At 48.5% G+C, this 23,484-nt stretch carries 20 protein-coding genes; 3 read left to right on the plus strand and 17 right to left on the minus strand.

Annotated features, from left to right (window positions below; all coding sequences use genetic code 11):
- Positions 1-244: 244 nt before the first annotated feature.
- Positions 245-994, plus strand: a complete 750-nt coding sequence (locus L6442_RS25385) for a DUF2161 family putative PD-(D/E)XK-type phosphodiesterase (RefSeq protein WP_212977011.1) — start codon at positions 245-247, stop codon at positions 992-994.
- Here L6442_RS25385 and L6442_RS25390 read toward each other — a convergent pair.
- Positions 991-2,214, minus strand: coding sequence for an aminotransferase-like domain-containing protein (locus L6442_RS25390; protein ID WP_212977012.1), 1,224 nt, complete (start codon positions 2,212-2,214; stop codon positions 991-993). The genes L6442_RS25385 and L6442_RS25390 overlap by 4 nt on opposite strands.
- 319 nt (positions 2,215-2,533) lie before the next feature.
- A complete protein-coding gene (locus L6442_RS25395; protein ID WP_212977013.1) occupies positions 2,534-3,190 on the minus strand; it encodes a response regulator transcription factor in 657 nt (218 codons plus the stop codon).
- Between the two features lie 416 nt (positions 3,191-3,606).
- Here L6442_RS25395 and L6442_RS25400 point away from each other — a divergent pair, with 416 nt between their 5' ends.
- Both L6442_RS25400 and L6442_RS25405 read left to right on the plus strand, forming a co-directional pair.
- Entirely contained in the window at positions 3,607-4,014 is a 408-nt protein-coding gene (locus L6442_RS25400; protein WP_194229828.1) for a hypothetical protein, read from the plus strand.
- A complete protein-coding gene (locus L6442_RS25405; protein WP_194229829.1) occupies positions 4,011-5,078 on the plus strand; it encodes a phosphodiester glycosidase family protein in 1,068 nt (355 codons plus the stop codon). The genes L6442_RS25400 and L6442_RS25405 overlap by 4 nt, the downstream gene beginning before the upstream one ends.
- A gap of 321 nt (positions 5,079-5,399) precedes the next feature.
- Here the strand turns inward: L6442_RS25405 and L6442_RS25410 are convergent, their stop codons facing one another.
- The 15 genes from L6442_RS25410 to thrS all read right to left on the minus strand — a co-directional run bounded on the left by L6442_RS25410 (position 5,400) and on the right by thrS (position 23,259).
- On the minus strand, positions 5,400-5,654 hold the full coding sequence (locus L6442_RS25410; protein WP_194229830.1) for an AbrB/MazE/SpoVT family DNA-binding domain-containing protein: 255 nt from the start codon (positions 5,652-5,654) through the stop codon (positions 5,400-5,402).
- Between the two features lie 260 nt (positions 5,655-5,914).
- Complete coding sequence (trmL, locus tag L6442_RS25415) at positions 5,915-6,379, minus strand: tRNA (uridine(34)/cytosine(34)/5-carboxymethylaminomethyluridine(34)-2'-O)-methyltransferase TrmL (RefSeq protein WP_194229831.1); 465 nt, start codon at positions 6,377-6,379, stop codon at positions 5,915-5,917.
- Positions 6,380-6,505: 126 nt separating this feature from the next.
- On the minus strand, positions 6,506-7,597 hold the full coding sequence (gene serC, locus L6442_RS25420) for a 3-phosphoserine/phosphohydroxythreonine transaminase (protein ID WP_212977177.1): 1,092 nt from the start codon (positions 7,595-7,597) through the stop codon (positions 6,506-6,508).
- A gap of 945 nt (positions 7,598-8,542) precedes the next feature.
- Positions 8,543-9,967, minus strand: a complete 1,425-nt coding sequence (glnA, locus tag L6442_RS25425; RefSeq protein ID WP_212977014.1) for a type I glutamate--ammonia ligase — start codon at positions 9,965-9,967, stop codon at positions 8,543-8,545.
- Positions 9,968-10,213: 246 nt separating this feature from the next.
- Positions 10,214-11,266 (minus strand): 3-deoxy-7-phosphoheptulonate synthase, encoded by a 1,053-nt coding sequence (gene aroF / locus L6442_RS25430; RefSeq protein ID WP_194229907.1) that lies wholly within the window; start codon positions 11,264-11,266, stop codon positions 10,214-10,216.
- Positions 11,267-11,708: 442 nt separating this feature from the next.
- Positions 11,709-12,653 carry a 4-hydroxy-3-methylbut-2-enyl diphosphate reductase gene (locus tag L6442_RS25435; protein ID WP_212977178.1) on the minus strand — a complete coding sequence of 315 codons (945 nt, stop codon included), beginning with the start codon at positions 12,651-12,653 and terminating at the stop codon, positions 11,709-11,711.
- Between the two features lie 56 nt (positions 12,654-12,709).
- Entirely contained in the window at positions 12,710-14,167 is a 1,458-nt protein-coding gene (locus L6442_RS25440) for a sensor histidine kinase (protein ID WP_212977015.1), read from the minus strand.
- A gap of 2 nt (positions 14,168-14,169) precedes the next feature.
- On the minus strand, positions 14,170-14,859 hold the full coding sequence (locus tag L6442_RS25445; protein WP_212977016.1) for a response regulator transcription factor: 690 nt from the start codon (positions 14,857-14,859) through the stop codon (positions 14,170-14,172).
- A 145-nt stretch (positions 14,860-15,004) separates the two neighbouring features.
- Positions 15,005-16,600 carry a S1C family serine protease gene (locus L6442_RS25450; RefSeq protein ID WP_212977017.1) on the minus strand — a complete coding sequence of 532 codons (1,596 nt, stop codon included), beginning with the start codon at positions 16,598-16,600 and terminating at the stop codon, positions 15,005-15,007.
- Between the two features lie 402 nt (positions 16,601-17,002).
- The gene (locus tag L6442_RS25455; RefSeq protein WP_272880277.1) at positions 17,003-17,662 is read right to left on the minus strand and encodes a response regulator; all 660 of its coding nucleotides are present in this window, start codon (positions 17,660-17,662) and stop codon (positions 17,003-17,005) included.
- Positions 17,662-18,708: a histidine kinase gene (locus tag L6442_RS25460; RefSeq protein WP_373871785.1), complete on the minus strand. Its 1,047-nt coding sequence runs from the start codon at positions 18,706-18,708 to the stop codon at positions 17,662-17,664. Before L6442_RS25460 ends, L6442_RS25455 begins: the two co-directional genes overlap by 1 nt.
- A 16-nt stretch (positions 18,709-18,724) precedes the next feature.
- A complete protein-coding gene (liaF, locus tag L6442_RS25465; RefSeq protein ID WP_194229837.1) occupies positions 18,725-19,816 on the minus strand; it encodes a cell wall-active antibiotics response protein LiaF in 1,092 nt (363 codons plus the stop codon).
- A gap of 210 nt (positions 19,817-20,026) precedes the next feature.
- Positions 20,027-20,230, minus strand: coding sequence for a hypothetical protein (locus L6442_RS25470; protein WP_212977018.1), 204 nt, complete (start codon positions 20,228-20,230; stop codon positions 20,027-20,029).
- A gap of 116 nt (positions 20,231-20,346) precedes the next feature.
- Positions 20,347-20,865 carry a 3D domain-containing protein gene (locus L6442_RS33190; RefSeq protein WP_373871788.1) on the minus strand — a complete coding sequence of 173 codons (519 nt, stop codon included), beginning with the start codon at positions 20,863-20,865 and terminating at the stop codon, positions 20,347-20,349.
- A gap of 453 nt (positions 20,866-21,318) precedes the next feature.
- Positions 21,319-23,259: a threonine--tRNA ligase gene (gene thrS, locus L6442_RS25480; RefSeq protein WP_212977020.1), complete on the minus strand. Its 1,941-nt coding sequence runs from the start codon at positions 23,257-23,259 to the stop codon at positions 21,319-21,321.
- Between the last annotated feature and the right edge of the window lie 225 nt (positions 23,260-23,484).

The following is a 23,484-nucleotide window of genomic DNA, read 5'->3' on the forward strand; positions in this document are numbered from 1 at the left end:
GAATTCAAGATTCGATGCCGAGAAGCTTCCTGTCTTACTTCGTGTTAGATATAGAATTTATACGTTATCAGCCGAAGCTGATGAAATTCTATATCGCAAGAAAACCTACCTATTTATCGCGGTCGCTCAACCTTGAGTTGCCTCGATTAGGTTTTCTTATCAAAAGCGGACTTTTTGAACAACCTCTAATATAGGAATTGAGCGATGATACTGCTCAACCGTTTGTAAGCAAAGGGGAATGATCATGGCCGTACAGCATGAAACCGAACTGTATGAACCGCTTAAAGCTTTTTTCGAGCAGCGGGGATACGAGATTAAAGGAGAGGTTCGGCATTGTGATCTGGTCGGAGTTCATCCGATCGAGCGTGAACCTTTAATAGTCGAAATGAAAAAAACGTTCAATCTCGCACTGCTCCTGCAGGGGATGGAACGTCTTCAAATCAGCTCGCAGGTCTATTTGGCCGTTGAGCGCAGCCGCGCCAAACGCGGAGCCGTCAACCAGCGCTGGGGCGAGATCGCAAGATTATGCCGCAAGCTTGGTTTCGGGCTGATCACGATCACTTTTTATAAAACGAAAAAGCCTTTCGTGGAAGTTCTTTGCGAACCGGGTATCCAGAACACCGTCAAGACCGTCAGAAAAAAACGCAAGGAACGCCTGCTGTACGAGTTTCATGAACGCAGCGGCGACTACAACGTTGGGGGCAGCAGCCGGTCCAGGCTGGTAACGGCTTACCGCGAAAAAGCGCTGCTCGTAGCAAAGGCTCTCGCGGATGCCCCGCCGGAAGGCGCCTCGCCCGCTTCGCTGCGAAGCCTGACCGGTATCGGCAATGCGGCTGCCATCCTGCAAAACAACTACTATGGCTGGTTTGAACGGATCAGCCGCGGCCGCTACAGGCTTACTTCCGCGGGAGTCGAAAACCTGAAGCAGTTCGCCAATGTGCTGGAAACCGCTTCGTCCTCTGCCATGGAAGCGACTAACGCCAAAGAAGTTTAGCTGCGGGCCGTAAACTCCGAGATGGCTTCGCCGATCAAATTCATGCCAAGCAGCAGTTCATCGCGCCCCGGATGAGTGAAGTTCATGCGGATATACCCGCTGCCTCCTTCATTCGAATAACATAATGATCCAGGCAGAAAAGCGGCTCCCTTCTCCATGGAACACTTCAGCAAAGCCAGACTGTCGAGCGCATCCGGCAGCTTCAGCCAAACAAACATGCCGCCTTCGGGTACATCATAAGAGATGTTTTTCCAGGCAGGACGCTTCAACAGCTCCGTCATCAGCTTTAAGCGGGTTTCATATTCACGGTTCAGCATCCGGATATGCTCATAAATATTAAAAGGTGAAGACTCAAGCAGTTCATGCAGCAGACATTGGTTGAAATGGCTGGACTGCCAGTCGGCCAGCTGCTTAGCCAGAACCATCATATCGATCATGGCTTGATGGCCTGCCGCCCAGCCTGTACGGAGCGCCGGAACTACCGTTTTGCTAAATGAACCGATATACAGTACCTGCCCACCTTTGCCCGCCTCATCCAGCGTAAACAAGGAAGGGTACTTGCTGTAAAATTCCTTCATGCCAATACCGCCAAAATGCAAATCCCCGTACGAATTATCCTCCACAATCAACACGCCGCGAGCTTTGCATATTTCCAGCACCTCTTTGCGGCGTTCAAGACTCCACAGAATCCCCGTCGGATTCGTAAAGTTAGGGGATACAAGCAGAAGTTTTGGACGCGTTCGCTCCATCTGCTTAAGTAAATTCTCCGGACGAATTCCTTCCCTATCCCCTTCTACCGGTACAACGACGGCTCCCTGCATGTTCAGAATTTGCAGAAAACCCGGGGATGTCGGCTGTTCAACCAATACGTGGTCCCCGGGCTCCACATATACGCGGACAAGCAGATCCATCGCCTGCTGGCTGCCCGTCGTCAGCAAAATCTGCTTTGCATCCACCTCCGTCTTTTTCATTTGCTTAAAATCCCGGCACAGCCATTCCCGGAGCGGCAAATAGCCCTGCGGCTCGCCATATTGCAGCGCTGCAGGGCTTTTCGAGATCACGGCCGCCGCAGCGGCCTCAAGTGGTGAAAGCGGAAATAATTCCTCGGCGGGTAGCTCTTCTGCAAAAGATATAAAAGAATCCCGGGCAGACCGTGCCTTCATGAAGTGAAGCGGCGACGATAACATCGCTTTGGTTCGCTCCGCAAAGGAATACAGCATGCAATCCCCTCCTTCTCCCAGTTCCGTAAAGTTCCGGTCTTTCCCGCAAAGTGATCGGAATAAGCATCGAAGGCCGCACGTCTCTCAGTACTTTTGCTCCGCAAAAGCGTCTCTCTTTGTGAGGCGTCGGACTTCTTTCCGATACTCTCAGTACTTTTGCTCCGCAAAAGCGCCCCTCTGCGAGAGGCGTCGGACTTCTTTCCGATACGCTTTGCGGGGTTATTCTTCACCGGTTCTTTTTTGCTTGTTATACCTGAATTTCGAAACTAAAGATTCTGAAAATCTTTCGAAAATTCATGTTATTTGTATATATTACGGTTTAATTGAAAACAGGACTTTTTTGTCGCGCAGTCAAGGCAAATTTTTCAATGGCCTGAGCACGGGTGGAGACTCCCAGCTTCACATATATTTTACGCAAATAATTGTCGATCGAGCGGCGGCTTACGGAAATCTCGGTCGCGATTTTATCATAAGTGATCCCTTGCACAATCCTTTCCATAATAAAAATTTCCGTTTCCGTCAAATGATATACGGCCCCGTCAATGGCTGCTTGCTGAACTTGCCAAATTCCTTTTTTCAGCCAATCCATCGGAAGCACCGCCAAACCTGCACGGAGTCCCTCAATCATCAGCATAAGCTGCGCCGCGGAAGCCTGTTTCGACAAAATTCCGCTTCCGCCCAAATGGACCACCGATTGCAGCAGCTTGATTCCATCCGAATCCGTCAGCACAATGATATGGCTTGCCGGCGAAGATTGCTTCATTTTTTCGAGCACCGTTTCCGCCGTTCCTTCCGGCATTTTGTAGTCCAAGAGCACCAATTCAGGCTGCTGTTCCGTCACACATATCAGCCCTTCATCCCAGGTGGCAGCCATGCCCGTAACCCTAAGTTCCTCCCTTTCTTCCAGAATCAACTTGGTTCCCAGCGTACTTGTGGGGTGACTGTCTATAATCACAACCCGCCAAACCTTCGTCATTTCGATTGAAACCCCCTGATCAATAAAGTGGAATAATTACTTGATCGTATAAAATTCAGACAGTTCATAAACGCGTTAAATGCTTGTTTCAAGACGTACAAAACGTCCGAAATGGTGTGGGAGGTATGATAGGCAAATTATGTTAAATTTCGCATTTCCGCTGTCCTGCTGCTAATAAATCTAACAAGATTGTATCGCAACGATTCCATCGGGCGCAATCTCTTTTTGGGCTTTTCTGTGACTTTAGATTCATTTTTGCGAAATTGACAGGAGAATGATAGAATGGGGACTGGCAATAAAAACCTCTTCGGGATATCACCTGTTACGGTAGACAGACCGCGTCCTGGCGGATGTTTTACGGTTATGGCGGATCATCCTTGAAGACTTGAAAATTCCATTTTTACCGAGGTGATCCTATGCAATCTTCGACAGAATCTTCCGCATCCTACAAGAACCAAACAAGACGGGAAAGTTCCCCCTCGGCCAAGCTCGTTTGGATCATTTGGATATTGCTCATTACAGCAGGAATTACAGCAGCTTATTTATATAGCAATCACATGAAGCAGGAAGTCATCCGGCAGCTTCAGGCAGATTCCCGCAAGCAGATGAATGAACTGAAGATGGGTTATGAGGCAAAATTCGCAGCTTTGTCCGATGAGGTCAAGGAGCTTGAAAGCAAGGTGCAATCATTCAACGAGCTGCTGACATTTACGAAAGATAACGCCACCAGCAAAACGGATAACAGCAACAAGTTGTACACGCAGCTGAACGAAGTTAAAAAACAGCTGAATACCCTGCAGCAGAAAATGGAACTTCTGAAATGATCACGAAAAAGAAAAAAATCAACCGCTTTTTTTTGCTTGCGACCGGACCATTTTTTGGGCTTCTTTTATTTTTATTCATCGGATTCAGGCCTATGCATCTAGAGATCGATACACAAGACTACATTCCCGAACCGTCGCTGACAATCCAGACGGCGGAGCTTATGCAAAATCTGGACAAGGCCGACCAAACCATGAAAGTGACGATTTCTTCGATCCGCAAAACCTCGGCGCTTTATAAACAAACGACGGGGACCATGAACCAAATCGTAAAAACCGCCCAGACCCAAGCCGCGCGCCCGGAGTACATTTATAACCGGAGAATTACCGCCAAACTTGGCGTACCATTCGAACGGATCGAAAGCGACCGTATTCGCCTTGAACTGTTTAGAGTGAATCCCGGAGTATATCATGGGTATGCTATGAAGGTGAAGCTTAAAGATGCCAAAGCGATGCAGATGAGCCTCGGGCGCGATCAAGTCGGAGGAGCCGAAACCACCCTGCAGGCGGTCAAAAGGCATGGAGCCGTTGCCGGCATTAACGCAGGCGGTTTCGCAGATAGCGGCGGCAAGCGTTATCCGCTCAGCACGACTGTCCTCAACGGGAAATACGTAACCGGCTTCGAATCCAGCTTCAAGGATTTGTTCTTTGTGGGGCTGAATGATTCCGGCAAGCTGATTGGCGGAAAGTTCTGGCAGCAATCCGATCTGGATAGCTTAAATCCGAGATTCGGCGCAACCTTTGTGCCAGTACTGCTCAAAAGCGGGCAGCCGATGCCAATTCCGGAGAAATGGCAGGTTTCCCCCAAACGCGCGCCTCGCACCGTCATTGGAAACTATAAGGATGACCAGATCTTGATCATCGTTGTTGACGGCTATAACGAAAACGGCAGTTCAGGCGCTACGCTGCAGGAACTGCAAAGCAAGATGCACGGGCTCGGCGTTATCGATGCGTATAATTTGGATGGCGGCGGCTCTTCCTCCCTTATTGTAAACGGAAGAGTGATCAATAATCCATCTGACGGGAACCTAAGGCCGGTGCCAACCCACTTCTTATTTTTCAAGTAAAAAATATTCTTAAGTAATAGTCATTTATTTTTCGCGGAAGTCTGGGTATAATAATCTTTAATGAGCATGGTAGATTAGCGGGAGGTGGCCTTTAATGTCGTTCTCATTAACCTTTTGGATTATTGCACTGGTGCTTGCTATGTTCCTGACCGGCATTTTAACTGCATCGTATAACGATGATAAAACCAAAGGCCTGTAACCCAAACAGGCAGAAAGGCTTCCTGAACAAGGGAGCCTTTTCTTCTGTCTGCACCCATGTCCCGGGCAATATGTCTCGCAAAAAAAGAAACATCACGAATAATCGTGATGCCTGAAATGTTGTTATGCGTGTTTTTGCAGCTGCGCCATATCCATTTGACACTGTCCGCAAATATAACGTTCCTTGAACTCGCTCACTTCATCCATGGAACCGCAGAATACGCATTTGGGACGATAACGTTCAAGAATGATATGATCTCCCTGCACCAAAATCTCGACAGGATCCCCCTCATTCATCTGATACCGTTTTCTCAAAGATTTGGGCAAGACAATTCTTCCCAGCTGATCGACTTTGCGAACTACACCAGCAGGTTTCATAGACCAACTACACCTCTCCTATTAACTAGTCACTTCCTTTAAGATTACAGCATGAACCAGCCTTTCGTGAAGCCTAAAATTGCCATAACTCAAAGGAAAAACATCCGCTAGAAAGCGGCAGACGTTTTTAAGATTAGACCGTACCCCCGATGCTGTCAGCACTCAAAAAAATGGGTCTTTGTTAATAGTTCGATATGAGGATGTCGAATCCTGCTAACTTCCTGAATTTTTTATTTCTTTCCTGACAAAAAAATAAAGACTTACTCCATTCCAGGAAAATCCAGTTGTCGCAGCGCCTCAAACACAATAATTGCCGCCGAATTGGACAGATTCAAGGAACGGACCTTATCGGTCATTGGCATCCGGATGCACGTATCCGGGTTGGCCGCCAGCAGCTCTGGAGGCAGTCCCTTCGTTTCTTTGCCGAAAACGAAAAAATCGCCATCCCGATATTGTACCGTGTCATATCTTTTGTCGGCTTTGGTCGATGTATAAAAAAAGCGTCCTTCCGGATATTTCTCCTGCAGTTCCGCAAAAGAATCATGATATTCGATGTGAACCGCATACCAGTAATCAAGTCCGGCCCTTTTCAGCTTGGAGTCATCCGTGCTAAAGCCGAGCGGACGCACCAAATGCAAATGGATGCCCGTCGCCGCACAGGTTCTGGCAATGTTTCCGGTATTGGCCGGTATTTCAGGTTCTACAAGCACGATATGCAGTGCCATGATCATTCACTCCATCCTTCAATATAAGTTAACTCAATTCTATACTCTCAAAAAAAGCCTTCCGCCAGAAGGCGAAAGGCTTTACACTACATCTCGGCAGGATGTTTAGCCTCCTGCCGAGATGCTTTATCCATGACTTTTCTTGAAATCGGCCATGAAGTCCGCCAGAGCTTTGCAGCTTTCGTAAGGAACCGCATTGTATGTGGATGCGCGCAAACCGCCTACGCTGCGGTGACCTTTCAGTCCGACGAATCCCGCTTGCTCCGATTCCTTGATAAACTGCTTCTCGAGCTCTTCCGATGCCAAGCGGAACGTGATGTTCATCAAGGAACGGCTGCCGGCATCGACAGGACCGCGATAGAAGCCTTCGCTGCTATCGATTATATCATAAATCAAGCCTGCCTTCTTGCGGTTGGCCTGCTCTACTCCTGCAAGGCCCCCCTGCTCTTCGATCCATTTCAATACTTCGTTCACCATATATACTGAGAAAGACGGAGGCGTGTTATACAGAGAGTCATTTTTGGCATGTGTGCTATAGCGAAGCATCGTCGGAATATGCCGCGGGGAATCCGTCAGCAGTTCCTCGCGGGCAATCACGACCGTCACTCCTGATGGTCCGAGATTTTTTTGGGCTCCCGCATAAATGAAATCAAACTGGTTCACATCGAACTCACGGCATAAAATGTCGCTCGACATATCCGCGATCAGCGGCACATCGCCTGTTTCCGGATACAACTGGTACTGCGTTCCCTCAATCGTTTCGTTGGAGGTAACATGCAGGTAAGCCGCATTGTTCGGAATTTCAATGCTGCCAAGATCCGGAATCTTCATATATTTGTCTGCTTCGGAAGAAGCCGCAATATGCGTTTCTCCGATCAGTTCCGCTTCCTTGATCGCTTTGTCCGCCCAGCTTCCGCTTTTTACGTAGCTTGCCGTTTTGCCTTCGGTCAGGAAATTCATCGGAATCATCGCAAACTGCGTGCTTGCGCCGCCCTGCAGGAACAATACCTTGTATCCTTGGGGATTGCCGAGAAGCGACAAAAGGCGATTCTCAGCTTCATGATGAACTTCTTCATAAACCTTGCCCCGATGCGACATCTCCATAATAGACATGCCTGTTCCCCGAAAATCAACAAACTCGGCTTGTGCGCGCGTCAAAACTTCAAGCGGCAGCGCCGCCGGGCCCGCATTGAAATTATAGGCTCTCTTGCTCACGATAACTCTCCATCCTCTCTCTGTAGCTAATTTTAGTAAATGATAGCAGGTATCCCGGGGAGCATCAAGCATCAAATTTCACATACTTCATCCCCGCACCGTATCCCTTTTCTACTTCCACTTTAGCATATTTCTTTTACTGATATAAAGCATTACCGAGATAAAATTATAAAGCGGATGGCGAAGGAGTTTCATACGTAAGGATTTTGCAAAAATCCAAAAAGACACTTCCAAGAACTTCTGATGTCTCGCTGGGAATTCTAACGAAACTAAAACCGTCTAAGTTTCTAACGAAACTGGAGATCGTTATTCGTGTGAAATAAAGCCGTTTAAACTTCCAACGAAACTGGGTATCGTTATTCGGCAAACTTCAAGGGTTTGAAGCTGTTTTACGCTCGAATAACGATATGTAGTTTCGTTAGATCTGAAATAGCCCGTTTTTTGTGGCAATAACGCTTCACAGTTTCGTTAGAAAAATTCAGTACCTTCTCAGCTTCAACGTCCCCCTGTGCTCAACTTAATCCACTCTGCGGTTTTACTACCGAAAGTCACCTCTATAGCGGAATTAGCGGCATCCGTGTCCGTTAAAGTTGAGCGACATCTCTCTTCGCACCTATGACATAACTAACGGACACCATGGACGCTATTTGGCAAAAAACAGCCATTTTCGAATTCTAACGGTCACCCAAGCGCTTAGTTTGCTTAAAACCGTCCCCAAAAGGGGGATTTTCACTAAATAGATGCAACTGTGTCCGTTAGAATTTATAAACGCTGAAAATCCCCTCTTTAGCGGTCGCTGTGTCCGTTAGAATTTATAGAGGCTGAAAGTCACCTCTATAGCAGCATTAGCGGCATCCGTGTCCGTTAAAAAATGACCACACTAAACCGGATCCCTTCAACCTTGATGAAAAAGACTGCCCTGAACAGGACAGTCTTCGATACGCATGATTAGCAATCAAAGTACAAACTGTATTCATGCGGATGAATGCGGATGGATACGGCTTTAGCTTCACTTCGTTTCAGGTCGATGTAGTTATCGATGAAGTCTTTCGTAAACACGCCGCCTTCAAACAGGAACTCGCAGTCGGCTTGCAATGCGTCAAGCGCTTCATCAAGCGTACCCGGCACGCTGCGGATTTGCTCCTTCTGCTCATCGCTCAGCTCATAGATGTTTTTATCCATCGGCCCGTAACCTAGCTCAATCGGATTGATTTTGCGTTTGATCCCGTCCAGACCGGCCATCAGCATCGCGGCGAAGGCCAGGTAAGGATTCGCCGTGGAGTCCGGCGTACGGAACTCGATCCGGCAGCCTTTTGGCGTCACGGCAGCGACCGGAATCCGGATGGCTGCTGAACGGTTGCCTTTGGAGAATACCAGGTTGACTGGCGCTTCATAGCCTGGAACCAGGCGTTTGAAAGAGTTGGTCGACGGATTCGTCAGCGCGAGCAGCGCAGGAGCATGGTACAGAATACCGCCGATGTAATGAAGAGCCATCTCGCTCAGGTTCGCGTAACCGCCTTTTTCATAGAACAGAGGCGTATCGCCATCAAAGATGGATTGGTGCACATGCATGCCGCTGCCGTTATCCCCGAAGAGAGGCTTCGGCATAAAGGTCGCCACTTTGCCGTACTGGCGCGCTGTATTATGAACGATATATTTGTAGATCAGCAGGTTATCCGCTGTTTTCTTCAAGGTGTCAAAACGGAAGTTGATCTCCGCTTGGCCCGCAGTGGCTACTTCATGGTGATGGCGTTCCACGCGCAGTCCGACTTCTTCAAGCAGACGGCACATTTCGCTGCGGATGTCCTGCTGCGTATCTACCGGAGCAACCGGAACATATCCGCCTTTCGCTTTGATTTTAAAGCCGAGATTGCCGCCTTCTTCCTTGCGGCCGGTATTCCATGCGGCTTCTTCGGAATCTACAAAGAAGGAAGAGCTGTTCATGCTGCTTTCGTAACGCACATCATCGAAAATAAAAAACTCGGACTCCGGCGCGAAGAAAGCTGCTGTCCCTACGCCGCTGACCTGCAAGTACTCTTCGGCTTTAGCCGCAATGCTGCGCGGGTCGCGTTCATAACGTTCGCCATCCGGCGTATAGATGTTGCACATGATATTTAATGTCGGATGGGCGGTGAATGGATCGATAAAAACCGCATCCGGATCAGGCATCATGACCATATCGGATTCTTCAATCCCACGGAAGCCGGCGATGGAAGAGCCGTCAAATGCAACCCCGTTTACAAACGTCTCTTCATCCACTTCTCTGGCGGGCAAAGAAATGTGATGGGCGCGTCCGGACAAATCAACAAAGCGAAAATCCACCCACTCAATTGCATTATCTTTGATTGTTTTCAACACATTTTCAACCGACATGATCTCTTCCTCCCAATATATCCGAACATTAAGCCATGTATTTAACCTAAACGTTCAGTGTCTAATCATTTTATGTCGTCATTATAAAACGTCAAACCTGACATCGTCAATATTCATGTCAGGTATTTTTTTGACTGGTGTCAGGTAATCTTACACAATTGGGTGGAAGCCTATGTCAATAAAACAGAAATAGCCCGTCCTACCAGTTTTACCCGGTAGGCAGGCTTAGATTGTGCTGGAAATTATTTATACGGCAAACACTTCGGCTGGAGCTTTTTTCGTATTAAAGGTGCGTCCGACAAGCGGAGCCAGCTTTTCCAAATCTTTTAGCAGCGCCGCAAATTGATCAGGGAACAGGGACTGCACGCCATCGCCTGTCATTGAATTGTCCGGGTCGGTATGCATCTCGATGATCAGACCGTTCGCGCCGGCGGCAACGGATGCTTTCGACATCGGCTCAACGAGCTCGCGGCGACCCGTACCATGGCTCGGGTCGGAAATAACCGGCAAGTGGCTGAGCTGCTGCAATACTGGAATAGCGGACAGATCGAGCGTATTCCGCGTGTAGCTTTCAAAAGTACGGATACCGCGTTCGCAAAGCATAACGTTCGGGTTTCCTCCGGCAAGGATGTACTCGGCGGCGTTAAGAAGCTCGTCGTAAGTCGCGCTAAAGCCGCGTTTCAAAAGAACAGGTTTCCCGCAAGTCCCCAGTTTGCGCAGCAGGTCGAAATTCTGCATGTTGCGCGTGCCTACCTGTAAAATATCCGCATATTCCGCGCAAATATCAACGTATTCCGGCGTCATGACCTCCGTAATGGTCAAAAGCCCATGTTTCTGTCCGGCTTCAGCCATCATGATGAGGCCCTCTACGCCAACGCCTTGAAAGCTGTACGGCCCCGTGCGCGGTTTGAACGCGCCTCCGCGCAGTACTTGTCCTCCCGCCGCTTTTACCAGCGCCGCGATTTCATCGATCTGGGCCGGGGATTCGACCGCGCATGGACCGCCCATAACTACGAGCTCTTCCCCGCCGATTTTTACGCCTTTAATATCGATCACGGTATTTTCCGGATGGAAGTCCCTGCTAGCCAATTTATAGGACTTGGTAATTTTAACGACATTTTCAACACCCTTCATCTGCCGCAAATGCTCTGCGAGTCCCGGTTCCACTTTGCCGACAAGGCCGATTACCGTATGGTCCGTCCCTTTAGAGACAGAGGCTTGAAGTCCGTTTTTCTCAATAACGCGGACAATATCCTGAATTTGTTCCTCTGGTGCCGTATTAGAAGCAATAACGATCATAACTACCATTCCTCTCTCCATGAAGGCACATAAACACTGCCCCTTTTTTTGCTGTAGCATTCAGGCTCAAAATTGAAATTAGTTTTTGATATGATGTGAGGTTGAACGCTTCTGCTAAGGATATCGTTCTTCAGATCGATTCTTCTGTCCCCTCCGCTACTTTGCCTATAGTCAAATACTAATTATGATGTTGAGCCGTATTTTAATTTGAATGTGAAAATTTCATATGTTCACTTAAACGCTTTTAAGCTTTTATGCTTTTAATCGTTAAAGTTACTTTATACCATTTCTCCCCATTCGTCAAGTCAACAAAATCCCCCCACAAAGTGGGGCCTCCGCTTCGATCCTTATTCCAAATACTTTGCGGGGACCCCAAAAAAACTTCTATTCATTACAAAAAAACAGGCCTTCCATCAATGGAAAGCCCGTTTAAATCATGCAGTTATTTTTTTGCTTTTACCGGAGGCAGCAATTTATTCATATTCACCGTCCGCTGGATTTCCCATGTATCAGGGTTATCCGGATCGTATTGCTCCAGATAGGTAATAACCTCTTTCGTAATCGGCGTTGGGGTTGACGCCCCGGATGTCACAGCCACCTTGTTGATGCCTTCCAGCCATTCGCGTTTAAGCTCGGTAATATCCGCAATCCGGTATGCTTTGACATGGGCAATTTCTTCGGAAACTTGCGCAAGCCGGTTGGAATTGTTGCTTCTGGGGTCTCCGACCACAATCACCAGCTCGGCCTGTCCGGCCTGCTCCGCGACCGCTTCCTGACGCACCTGGGTTGCGAGGCAAATTTCGTTATGCACTTCAGCACCCGGATACAGCTCAAGCAGTTTTTTCACGATATGCTTGATGTCCCACTGGCTCATGGTTGTCTGGTTCGTGATGATAATACGTGAAGAGGACACTTTCAGATCGGCAATCTCTTCTTCTTTTTCGATGAGATGCACGTGATCGGGCGCGATCCCGATAGCGCCTTCCGGCTCGGGATGGCCTTTTTTTCCGATATAAATCACTTCATAACCTTCCGCCACTTTTTCGCGGATCAGATCATGCGTTTTCGTGACGTCCGGGCAGGTCGCGTCGACCATTGTCAGCCCTTTCTCGCGGGCTAACTTCCGGACCTCGGGCGAAACGCCGTGCGCCGTAAAGATAACCGTCCCTTTATCCACCTTACTCAGAATTTCCAGGCGATTGGCGCCATCCAGCGTAATAATGCCTTCGTCCTCGAAGGAATTGGTGACATGGCTGTTATGAACAATCATGCCAAGTATATATATCGGCCGCGGCAAATCCAGATTTTGCGCAGCCTGACGCGCGAGCACCATGGCGTCCACAACGCCGTAGCAGTACCCCCGCGGGGATATTTTAATGACTTCCATACCTGCTTCACCTGCTTTCTTCATGCTTTGTGCTACCAGTCACATTCCATTATAACCTATTCCAATGGCGTCGGATAGACGATCGGCAGCCAGATGACAAACGTCGTTCCTTCTCCCAGGCGCGTGACTACTTCTACCGAACCCTGCAGCTCGTCAATAATCCATTTGGCGATCGACAAGCCCAGGCCAATGCCCTCCGTTACGCCGCGGGATTGGTCCGCACGGTAAAAGCGGTCGAAGATATAAGGAACTTCCTCCTTGTCCATACCGATCCCGGTGTCGGAAATCCTAATCCCAACCTGGTTTTTATATATAAAAGCATCAAACGTAACCTGGCCTTCCGGCGTGTACTTAAATGCGTTTTCGATGAAAATGAACAGCATCTGCTGCATATAATCCTTATTGCCGTTAATGTAAATACCGTTCAGGATAGAAAAGTCTCCCGTAATCCATTCAGCCGTACGCGGAAGCATGTTGGCCCGCCGCGCCACCTCTTCCACGAGGATTTCCAGCGGCACCGGTTCTTTTTCAAAAGTTCTTCCGGTATCCGCACGCGCCAAGGACAGCATGTCGCCGACCAGCCGGCTCATTCGCTTGGATTCGTCCGCAATGTCGCTCACGGCTTCGAGTGACATCTCATGCATCGTTTCTTCATCCAGGTTTGGACGCTCCGACGCATCTTTGGACCACATCTTCTGCAACAGATCCACGTTGCCGCGAATGGTGGTAAGCGGCGTGCGAAGCTCGTGGGAGGCGTCCGATACGAAACGCCGTTGTGCTGCATAGGATTCCTCAAGATTTTTGTAAAATCCCTCCATGCGCCCGAGCATGCTGTTCACCGTATTGATCAGCTGCCCGATTTCGTCCTGCGGTCCGTCATACGCAATCCGCACGCTTAGGTCGGAGCCGTTTTGGATTTGGCTCGCTGCCTCAATGACCTTGCCGATCGGAGCCATGGATTTGCGTGCCAGAAATAATCCGAAGGTGGTGGCCATGATAAGCATAATAGTGGCGCTGGTGATCAAAATGCTCCTGAGAAGCTTCATCATGTTTTCCTCATGTCCGGTATAAACGGCTAGCTGCAGGAAACCGACCAATTGGTTGTTTTGTAAAACGATCGGCTCCTGATAAACCAAAAATGGGTTTCCTTTCAAATAAAGCTTGTCGAATTGTTTGGCACTGGTGGCATTTTTAGCAGAAGGTACTGAAAATCCCGGACCAGACTGATCCATATTGTTTGAGATGTAAGTTAACCCGCTTTGATAATTATGGAATTGCCCGAAAATTTGCGCTGCCTGAATATCCCCTGAAAAGTAGATATCAAATGTCACTTGTCCTTTTGACAGATCGATAATGTAATTCCGTTGAATTTTGTTACGTTGGTCCATAAGTTTCTTCTTAAGATCGGAATACATATTATAATGCACAACCCCGTACACGGCAGATCCGAACAATACAAGCGTCACTGCCAAAATGCATGTATACCAGGCTGTCAGCCGGAGTCGTATAGACATGTTTAGGTGTCACCTCTCAAAATATAACCGGCTCCGCGTATGGTTTGAATAACCCGCTTGCCTCCATGCTCCTCGGTTTTTTGGCGCAGCATCGCGATGTAAACCTCAAGCACGTTGGATTCGCCGCTGTAATCATATCCCCAAATTTTATCCATAATGAGATCGCGCGACAGTACGCGCTTCGGATTTTGCATAAACAGATGCAGCAGCTCAAATTCCTTGGCAGTCAGCTCCAGCCGTTTGCCGCCCCGCAGCACTTCTCTCGAGTCGACGTCCAGAACGATGTCCTCAAACGTCAAACGATGGTCTTCCGCATCCTCCTGACCAGGTTTGCGGCGAAGCAGCGCCCTTACGCGCGCAAGCAATTCTTCCAGCGCAAACGGTTTGACCAGATAGTCATCCGCGCCCAAATCCAGCCCTTTGACGCGGTGTTCGATTTCGTCTTTGGCGGTCAACATCAGCACCGGGACATGTATGCCCCCTTCGCGCAAACGTCGGCATACCTCAAAACCGTCTACCTGAGGCATCATGACATCCAGAATCACCATGTCCGGTTCGTTGTTCAAAATGCTTTTTAATCCTTCCGCCCCGTTGTTGGCGGTAATAATATCGTATCCTTCAAACGCAAGCCCTCTGCGCAGCATGGAAATAATTTTTTCGTCGTCATCGATAATCAATACTTTTGATCGCATATACAGGCGGCTCCTTTGTTTCTATACTCTTTGTTTTCTCTTATCGTTGCTAGTTCTATTGTAGCAGTGATGTATGCCCTTTGCATCTTTGTACAGAAACAGCGGAAGGGACTTTCCCTTCCGCTGTTAAAGCTTAGCAGCCTGATTATTGCTGGTCGACAGAAGCGTATTTGTTTTTGTCGCCGATGGTTATCGTCAGCTCCATTTTCTTGCCGTTACGGACAACGTCCATCGTTACTTTGGAGCCTACCTTTTGCTTTTGGATATAGTTGACCAAATCGTTATTGTTATTGAAGCTCGTGCCATTTACGCCTGTAATGATGTCATATGGGCGGAGGTCCGCTTCATAAGCAGGGGATCTATACACTACCTCTGCTACTACCACGCCTTCTTTAACATCAGTACCCATTTGCTTGGCAACTTCATCCGTCAAAGTCATCAGCTTGGCGCCGATAAACGGTACCGGATCTTTAGGGATTTCCTGGTTGGTTTCCAGCTTTTGCACGACATTTTTGATCACGCTGGTCGGAATGGCAAAACCGATCCCTTGGGAATCCGCGCTTACCGCAACGTTCATGCCGATGACTTGACCGTTCAAATTCAGAAGCGGTCCGCCGGAATTACCAGGGTTAATCGATGCGTCTGTTTGCAGCAGATGCTGGTACTTACGGGTGCCGGAGCCGGTTTCCTCATTGATGTCGATGGAACGCTCACGTGCGCTAAGTACACCGGTCGTGACCGTATGGTCAAAACCTTTAGGGTTGCCGATGGCGACTACCGGTTGGCCGACTTTCATGGAAGTAGAATCACCGAGCGGTACAGCCGGGAAATCTTTGCTGCCTGAAATCTTCAGAACCGCAAGGTCAAGGTCTTTCGATTTGCCAAGAAGTTTGGCTTCATACGTTTTGTTTTCATTTTCGAGCGTTACCTGAATGACATCCGCATTTTCGATGACGTGTTGATTCGTCAGGATGTAGCCCTCTTTATTGTAAATAAATCCGGAGCCGATCGCATATGGAACCAGTTGTTTCGATTGTCCTTGGGGTGGAGTATTTTGTCCGGAATCGGAACCTCCGCCATAATAATCGCTGTCACCGCCGAAGAAAAACGAGAACGGGTCGTTCATGAACGGCGATTGAGATTGTCGGCTTCCCGATTTCACGAGCGTTTCGATTTTCACTACTGCAGGTCCTGCTTGGTCCACCACACCGGAAACATCGAGCGGTTTGTTGTAGGAAGCCGTCGAGTTGCCGCCGCTGCTTTCAGGTGCCGTGGATACGGGCGTGCTTGGCTGCTCTGCAGATGACGCTACGGTATTAGGGGTAAATAAGTTCATTCGATCCGAAGTGAACATCAATGCCCCGACAACGACGACACCAGCCAAAAATGAAATCAAAATCGCTTTAACCGAAGTTTTGGGCGGCTTTTGATTGAACTGCCAATTGCCGTTTCCGCCTCCTGCCCCGCCACCGTTTCTGACGGCATTTCCCGGATCGTTTGAATAATTGAATGTACCTCCTGTCGGGAGTGGGCGAACCGGGTTCGGAGGCGTGATCTCTACATCGTCTTGCTGATGACTTTGTAAGCCATTCTGCTCTGCGTTATCCTTTCCAAGCGATTGGAAAGGGCCGTAAGAGTAATAGTATGAAGAACCCGAATCGGAAGACTCTTGACGTTTCATCGTGTTGTTGTCCGTTGTGAAATCATCTTCAGGTTGACCGGATCTGTTTCTTTCGTCCATGTTAATGCCTCCTGTGTACCCTTGTTTATATGTCAAATTCATAAGGGAATTGTTTAACTGTTATTATCATGGACTATAAACCTTAATAGCAGATTAAAAACAATTAAAAAGGAGATAAGAAAAACTGGCTCAATCCATAAAGTTATGGTTGACATATTGTGCGAGGTGAACGCTACGGTTACGGATCGTTCTTCCGATCGCTGTTGTCTCCCAATTTCTTGAATATAGCCATTCACAAAGGTAGAAATTCGGAGACAAAGGCGAACGCTATCGCTTCTTCAGATCGATTCCGTTCCCTCCGCTACTTTCGCTTTTTGTCAAGCTCTAATTTTGATTTTTTGCCTGATTTCTAAAAGAAATATTATATCGATGTAATTCACAGACGACAGTCCGGCGCCCCTCTTACTCCCCCTGCACCCATCCCTTGCGGTGGGCGTAAATAGCCAGCTGCGTACGGTCCTCCAGCTCGCATTTCATCAGCAGGTTGCTGACATGGGTTTTGACCGTCTTGATGCTGATATGCAGCTCTTCGGCGATATCCTTGTTGCTTTTGCCTTCGGCGATCAGAAGCAGCACTTCCTTCTCGCGTTCGGTCATGCCGGAGGAATCGCCTTGAACGGTGCGCTGGCGAATCCCCCGCGTAAGCGCCTGGGACACATCGCCTGTCATGACAGGCATTCCCCGTTTCGCTCCTTGCAGGGCATAAATCAGTTCGTCCGCCGACACCGTTTTGAGAACATAACTGACGGCACCCGCTTCCACGGCCTCGACGACAAGCTCATCTTCCAAAAAGCTCGTCAAAATGACGATTTTCATGGATGGGTATTCGGCAAGGACAACTTTAGTCGTTTCAACTCCGTTCATGACCGGCATCATCAGGTCCATCAGGATCAAATCGGGGAACTGTTCCGGCGCGGCATTTTTAAGCCAATCCACGACTTTGGAGCCGTTGTCCGCTTCACCAACAACCTCGATCGTCGGATCCAGCATCAAATAAGTTTTTAATCCCATACGGACCATCTCATGATCATCCACGATCATCACTTTTATTATATCTGCCATTATTCCTCTTCCTCTCCCATCTTATGCTCCTTGACGGATGTTCCTTCCCCAAACTTGGGGATATGTACGCGAATCGTTGTTCCGGATCCCTGACGGCTTATTATCTCCACCTTGCCGCCCAGTTTCTCGGCCCGTTCCTGCATGGTAGACAAACCATAAGATCCGGTCTTATGCGGTATCTGATTAAACCCCCGTCCATCGTCGCTGATGCTGAGCGCAACCTGTCTCTCTTCTTCCCGCAGCGACATGCTGACAAGCCGGGCCTGGGCATGCTTTACGATATTAGCCATTGCCTCCTGGATAATCAAAAACAGCTGATGTTCGATCGCTTCGGATATTTCCCCCTGCAGTTCGACTTCCTTCATACCCTTGAGCCCGTTCTGGCGGCAGTAATCCGGGAACCATACTTCAAGCGCTTCTTCCAGATTTTTGTCTTCAAGCTCAACCGGACGAAGCTGGGCGATCAGCGCACGCATTTGCTTCTGCGCCATCTGTGACATGGAAATGAGCTGCTCCATCACCACTTGTCCCTGTTCCGCATTTCGCTCCAGCACCTTGGGCAGCGAAGAGGCGGACATATGAATAGCGAACAGCTGCTGGCTGACCGTATCATGCAAATCCCGTGCCATGCGGCGGCGTTCTTCCAATACCGCACGTTCAGCCGCCTTTTCCTTTTCGACAACCTCCTGCTCACCCATTCGCTGCAGCAGCATCATCTTTTTCTCCATCGCTTCCATCAGATTGTCGAATTCATGATACAACCGCGCAAAGGCCGGGTCGTCGCATTCCCCGATTCTCACGGATAAATTGCCTTTAGCCACCTGGAGCATATTGTATTCGAGAACATCGACCTTTCGCTGAATCCGCTGGCCGGCCATATAGCCGATAATGATGGAAAACAACAGGAAGCCCAGGCTTGTGTAGACCCAAACCCAGGTTCCTTTGACAATCAAATATCCGCTTTGCGATCCGATATATATCACCACGCTCATCAAGAGCCCGGTCAAAAGAAAATAAAACAGCAGCACCCATTTCGTATTCTTCATAATATTCCACATACGGCTAACCTACTTTGTTCACTTTGATGTCGCCAATAAATGCGCTGACATTAATGCGTATTTTCTTGCGTGCTTCCTTATAATAAGGAGTCCTCGTTTGTAAACTGCTCATAAATCCGCTCCGAGATTCGTTAAGTATGGACATGTCCCCGATAAATGAACTCGAGTTCACGCTAATGCCAAGATCCGTATCGTCAGGAATATAGACTTTGATATCGCCGATAAACGCCGAGATATTGATTTTCGTTTCGCCGAAAGGGATATGCGCATTGGTCAAATCCAACACCGTATCTCCGATAAATTGGGAGAGATTCGTGGGCTTCAGTTGAAAATGATCGCGTCCAAGATGAATATCTCCGATAAACGAAGAGCGATTGATTTTTCCGCCATCGTAATAGTGCCCTTCGTGAACTCCCCCATCCTGCTCTTCCCAATGCTGGCCATGGCGTCTTTCTTGTTTCCATTCATGCCGCATCTGCTGGTAGTATTTTTTTTGCTGCTTGTATTTCTTTTTGTAGTCCTTGTATTTGTCCTTGATCCCATCGTCATCCGGATCGAAATCATCGTCATCCATATCGTCTTCGGAATGAAATGATTGGTGACCGGACTGTTTTTTCTCTGTAAACGGAATGCCGAATTTCTCCTCGAACTGTTGATCCAATGTAGATTTAGCCGTCAAATCCTCGGGCTCCGGCGGTTCCGGCGTAAAGGCGGGAGGTTCTACATCTCTGCGCTTACCGGACGGCGGCGTTGGGGGCGTACGGTCATGCGGTTTAAAAATGACGTACAACCCTGCGAGAATCAATATGGCTGGAATCAGGATTTTGAAGAAGCTCCCTGGCGAAGCCCAGATCCACCCCTCATTCCTTCCCAGAAAAAAGGTCCCGATCAACAGGAGAACTGCCGCGCCGACAAATGACTTCCGTCCTTTGAGCAGTTCCTTGAGCCCCAGAACGATCAAAATCACAGGCCAATAATGGCCGATCAAATAACCTAGACTGACGTCGATAACACCGAGCTGGTTCAGCAGAAATATAACGCCGATCCCAATCAGGATGACTCCACCGAGCAGCTGATCCACCCATCGCTTTTTCATACGCTGTATCTCCTTTTAAAATAATCTTTTCCGCTTGGAATGTTTCCACGGTCCGTGGATTTAATATAAGTGTACAACATATGGCGCATAAACAGATAGCGGCGCGGGAATGAAATTGTCCTCCGTCCCGGGACCGAGGGGAATGGTACAAATTTACAAAAATAAAACACCCGCTCTTTCGAGCGGATGTTCTAATGTACGTTATGTTTCTTAAGCCTGATCGGTTGGTTTGAATTCTTCGTCAAACTTCTCGTTTGGCGTTTTGTAGCTGCCAGTACTGCCGGCACTACCTGCACTGCCAGTGCGAGCGCTCGTACCTGTTTGAGTCGTAGGAGTGTTAGCAGTGTCTTCGCCAAATTCAGTTTTGAACTTTTCGTTTGGCGTCAAGTAGCTGCCTTGTTGTTGTTTTTTCATGGCTGGTTTCACCTCCCTGAGCTTGTCGTAAACGGCAAACCTCAGCTGCCGGGGGGAGTTTGTTTCCCCAGTCTGTAGTATGTGAAACCCCACGAAATTTATGCAATCAAAAACTTCTAGATGACTTCCTCCAGCAGTGAAGCAGGGACGGACTTATAGGTCTGAATAGCTTTGCCTAATGTATCCAGCATCTTTTCGCTGCATTTGCCGTTTCCGCGTCTAATGACCTGAACTTCGACTTCTTTTTTGCCCCATTCCTTATACACCTGTTTGGTCGTCGCAAAATACAAATCGATTTTCCGCCCCTTGATCGCAGAACCAACATCGGCCACCACGGCATATCCATAATCAGGAATATACAAGATGGTTCCCATAGGAAATACGCGCGGATCAGCTGCAATCGTCGAGATGGTGTTTTTATCCCGGCGGACCTTGACGCCTGAATAGGTGATACCGTATTGCGGATGCGACGGCCGTTTGCCTGTCGATTCATAACCGGCGGTATAGCCGGTAGCCATAACCTTAACGGTATGGATGATTTGATTCTGTCTAGGGGCTGTTACCGCAACGGTTCCCTGTTTCTTCCCAGGCTGATTGACTTTGGTTTCCGGCTTAACCAACGCTGGCAGCGCCATAGGGTATTGGGGCAAGAAATCCTTTTTCGATTTCATGGCCAAACGTTCCGCTTTCTCCTTGTTTATATCGACGATCTTGAACATTTCCGGTTTCGAAGCATATTTTAACGGTTTGAGATAATAATCATTTTTCTCGGCAATCATCGGATTGGAATCGGATTTAAAATTGGATTTGCTGTCATTTACCGTAAAACTTGGCATCATTGAAAATGCAGCAGCATACAGATTCGGCGTATCCGCAAACAATCCGAACAAAAGCACACATAATAAAATCCTCTGCCATGTTTTTACCTTCATCATTGAAATCCTCCCCCTTTACTTCCGAGGATGTCCAGATGATTTGGCGTTTATACATGCAATTTGGCGCGATCAAGAAAATGACTGCTCAAATTTCTTGATCGCGCCTTGAATGCATGGTTCATGGCAGAGGATTGATATAGCTCAACATTCGGTTTAGAAAATAACGCGGTTTGCGATTTGTTCTTTCAACATGGCTACCGCTTCGGCAAGCTGCATGGCGCCCAGATCTCCCTCGCCGCGTTTACGGATGGAGACGGAGCCCGCATTCATCTCGTTTTCGCCAACGATGAACATATAAGGTACTTTTTCCAACTGGCCTTCACGGATTTTGTATCCCAATTTTTCATTGCGGAGATCGGCTTCAACCGTAACGCCGCCAAGCTGCAGCTGATCAGCCACCTGCTTCGCGTAATCTTCAAAAGCAGTCGATACCGGAATGACTTTCACCTGAACCGGAGACAGCCAAAGCGGCAGCGAACCCGCGAAATTCTCAAGCAGGAATGCCGTAAAACGTTCCATCGTACTCAAAATACCGCGGTGAATAACGACAGGGCGGTGTTTTTGACCATCATCGCCGACATATTCCAGTTCAAAGCGTTCAGGCAGCAGGAAGTCCAACTGTACGGTAGACAGCGTTTCTTCCTTGCCCAGCGCCGTACGGATCTGCACGTCCAGTTTCGGACCGTAGAATGCCGCTTCCCCTTCCGCTTCGAAGAACGGAATGCCGGTTTCCTCGACAACCTCACGCAGCATACGCTGGGACATTTCCCACATCTCGTCGTCCTGGAAGTATTTCTCGGTGTCCTCCGGATCGCGGTAAGACAACCGGAAACGGAAATCCTTGATGCCGAAGTCTTCATATACCTTCGTGATCAACTGGATTACGCGCAGGAACTCTTCCTTGATTTGGTCCGGACGGCAGAAGATATGGGAATCGTTCAGGGTCATCGCACGTACGCGGTGAAGACCTGTCAAAGCGCCGGACATTTCATAGCGGTGCATCATGCCCAGCTCGGCAATCCGGATCGGCAGATCGCGGTAGCTGTGCATCGAGCTTTTATACACCATCATGTGATGAGGGCAGTTCATCGGACGAAGAACAAGTTCTTCGTTATCCATTTCCATTTTAGGAAACATATCTTCCTGATAGTGATCCCAGTGTCCCGAAGTTTTGTAAAGTTCTACATTGCCAAGTACCGGAGTGTATACATGCTGATAGCCAAGGCTTTCTTCCAGATCCACAATATAACGTTCCAGCGTACGGCGCAGCTTGGCGCCTTTAGGCAGCCACATTGGCAGGCCTTGTCCCACAAGCTGGGAGAAAGTGAAAATTTCGAGTTCTTTGCCTAGTTTGCGGTGGTCGCGTTTCTTGGCTTCTTCGAGCAAATGCAGATGTTCGTCGAGCTGTGCTTTTTTGGCGAATGCAGTACCATAGACGCGCTGCAGCATTTTGTTTTTGCTGTCCCCGCGCCAGTAAGCGCCAGCTACATTCATCAGCTTGAACACCTTAATTTTGCCTGTGGAAGGCAGATGCGGTCCGCGGCAGAGATCAAAAAATTCGCCCTGCTCGTAAATCGAAATCACGCTGTCTTCAGGCAATGCATTGATCAATTCGAGTTTATATGGATCTCCCAGTTCGCCGAAAACATCAAGCGCCTCCTGACGGCTGACTTCTTTGCGCGTAATTGGCAGATTTTCACCAACGATACGTTCCATTTCCTTTTCGATTTTTTGCAGATCTTCCGGATTCAAAGGATGCTCAAGATCCATATCATAGTAAAATCCGCCTTCGATCACCGGACCTACGCCGAGCTTCACTTCTTTCGCACCAAACAGGCGTTTGACCGCCTGAGCCATCAAGTGAGCCGTACTGTGGCGCATTACTTCGAGTCCATCCGGCGAATCCAGGGTTACAATTTCAATCGTGGCGCCCTCTTTGAGCGGAGTTGACAAATCGACAACGATTCCGTCTATTTTTCCGGCCGCTGCATTTTTCTTCAAACCGCTGCTGATTGATGCAGCAACATCCTCAATTGTACTTCCTTCCGCGTATTCCCGGACTGATCCGTCCGGAAGCTTGATACTAACTGCCACTTCAATTCCTCCTTTAATTTTCCAAAAAAAAGCATTAAAAAACACCCATCCCTTAGCAATAAGGGACGAGTGTTTGCACCCGTGGTTCCACCCAAGTTCGATAACGCGTCTACTATTACATGCAAACAGCAGTTATCCTTCATCAGCATCTGATAACGGAATGACCCGGCGGCTCATACAAGCTTCCAACTGAAAAGCGAAAACCTTCCTAACCGCAGCTACAAA

The organism is Paenibacillus azoreducens (assembly GCF_021654775.1).
Taxonomy (GTDB): domain Bacteria; phylum Bacillota; class Bacilli; order Paenibacillales; family Paenibacillaceae; genus Paenibacillus_AQ; species Paenibacillus_AQ azoreducens.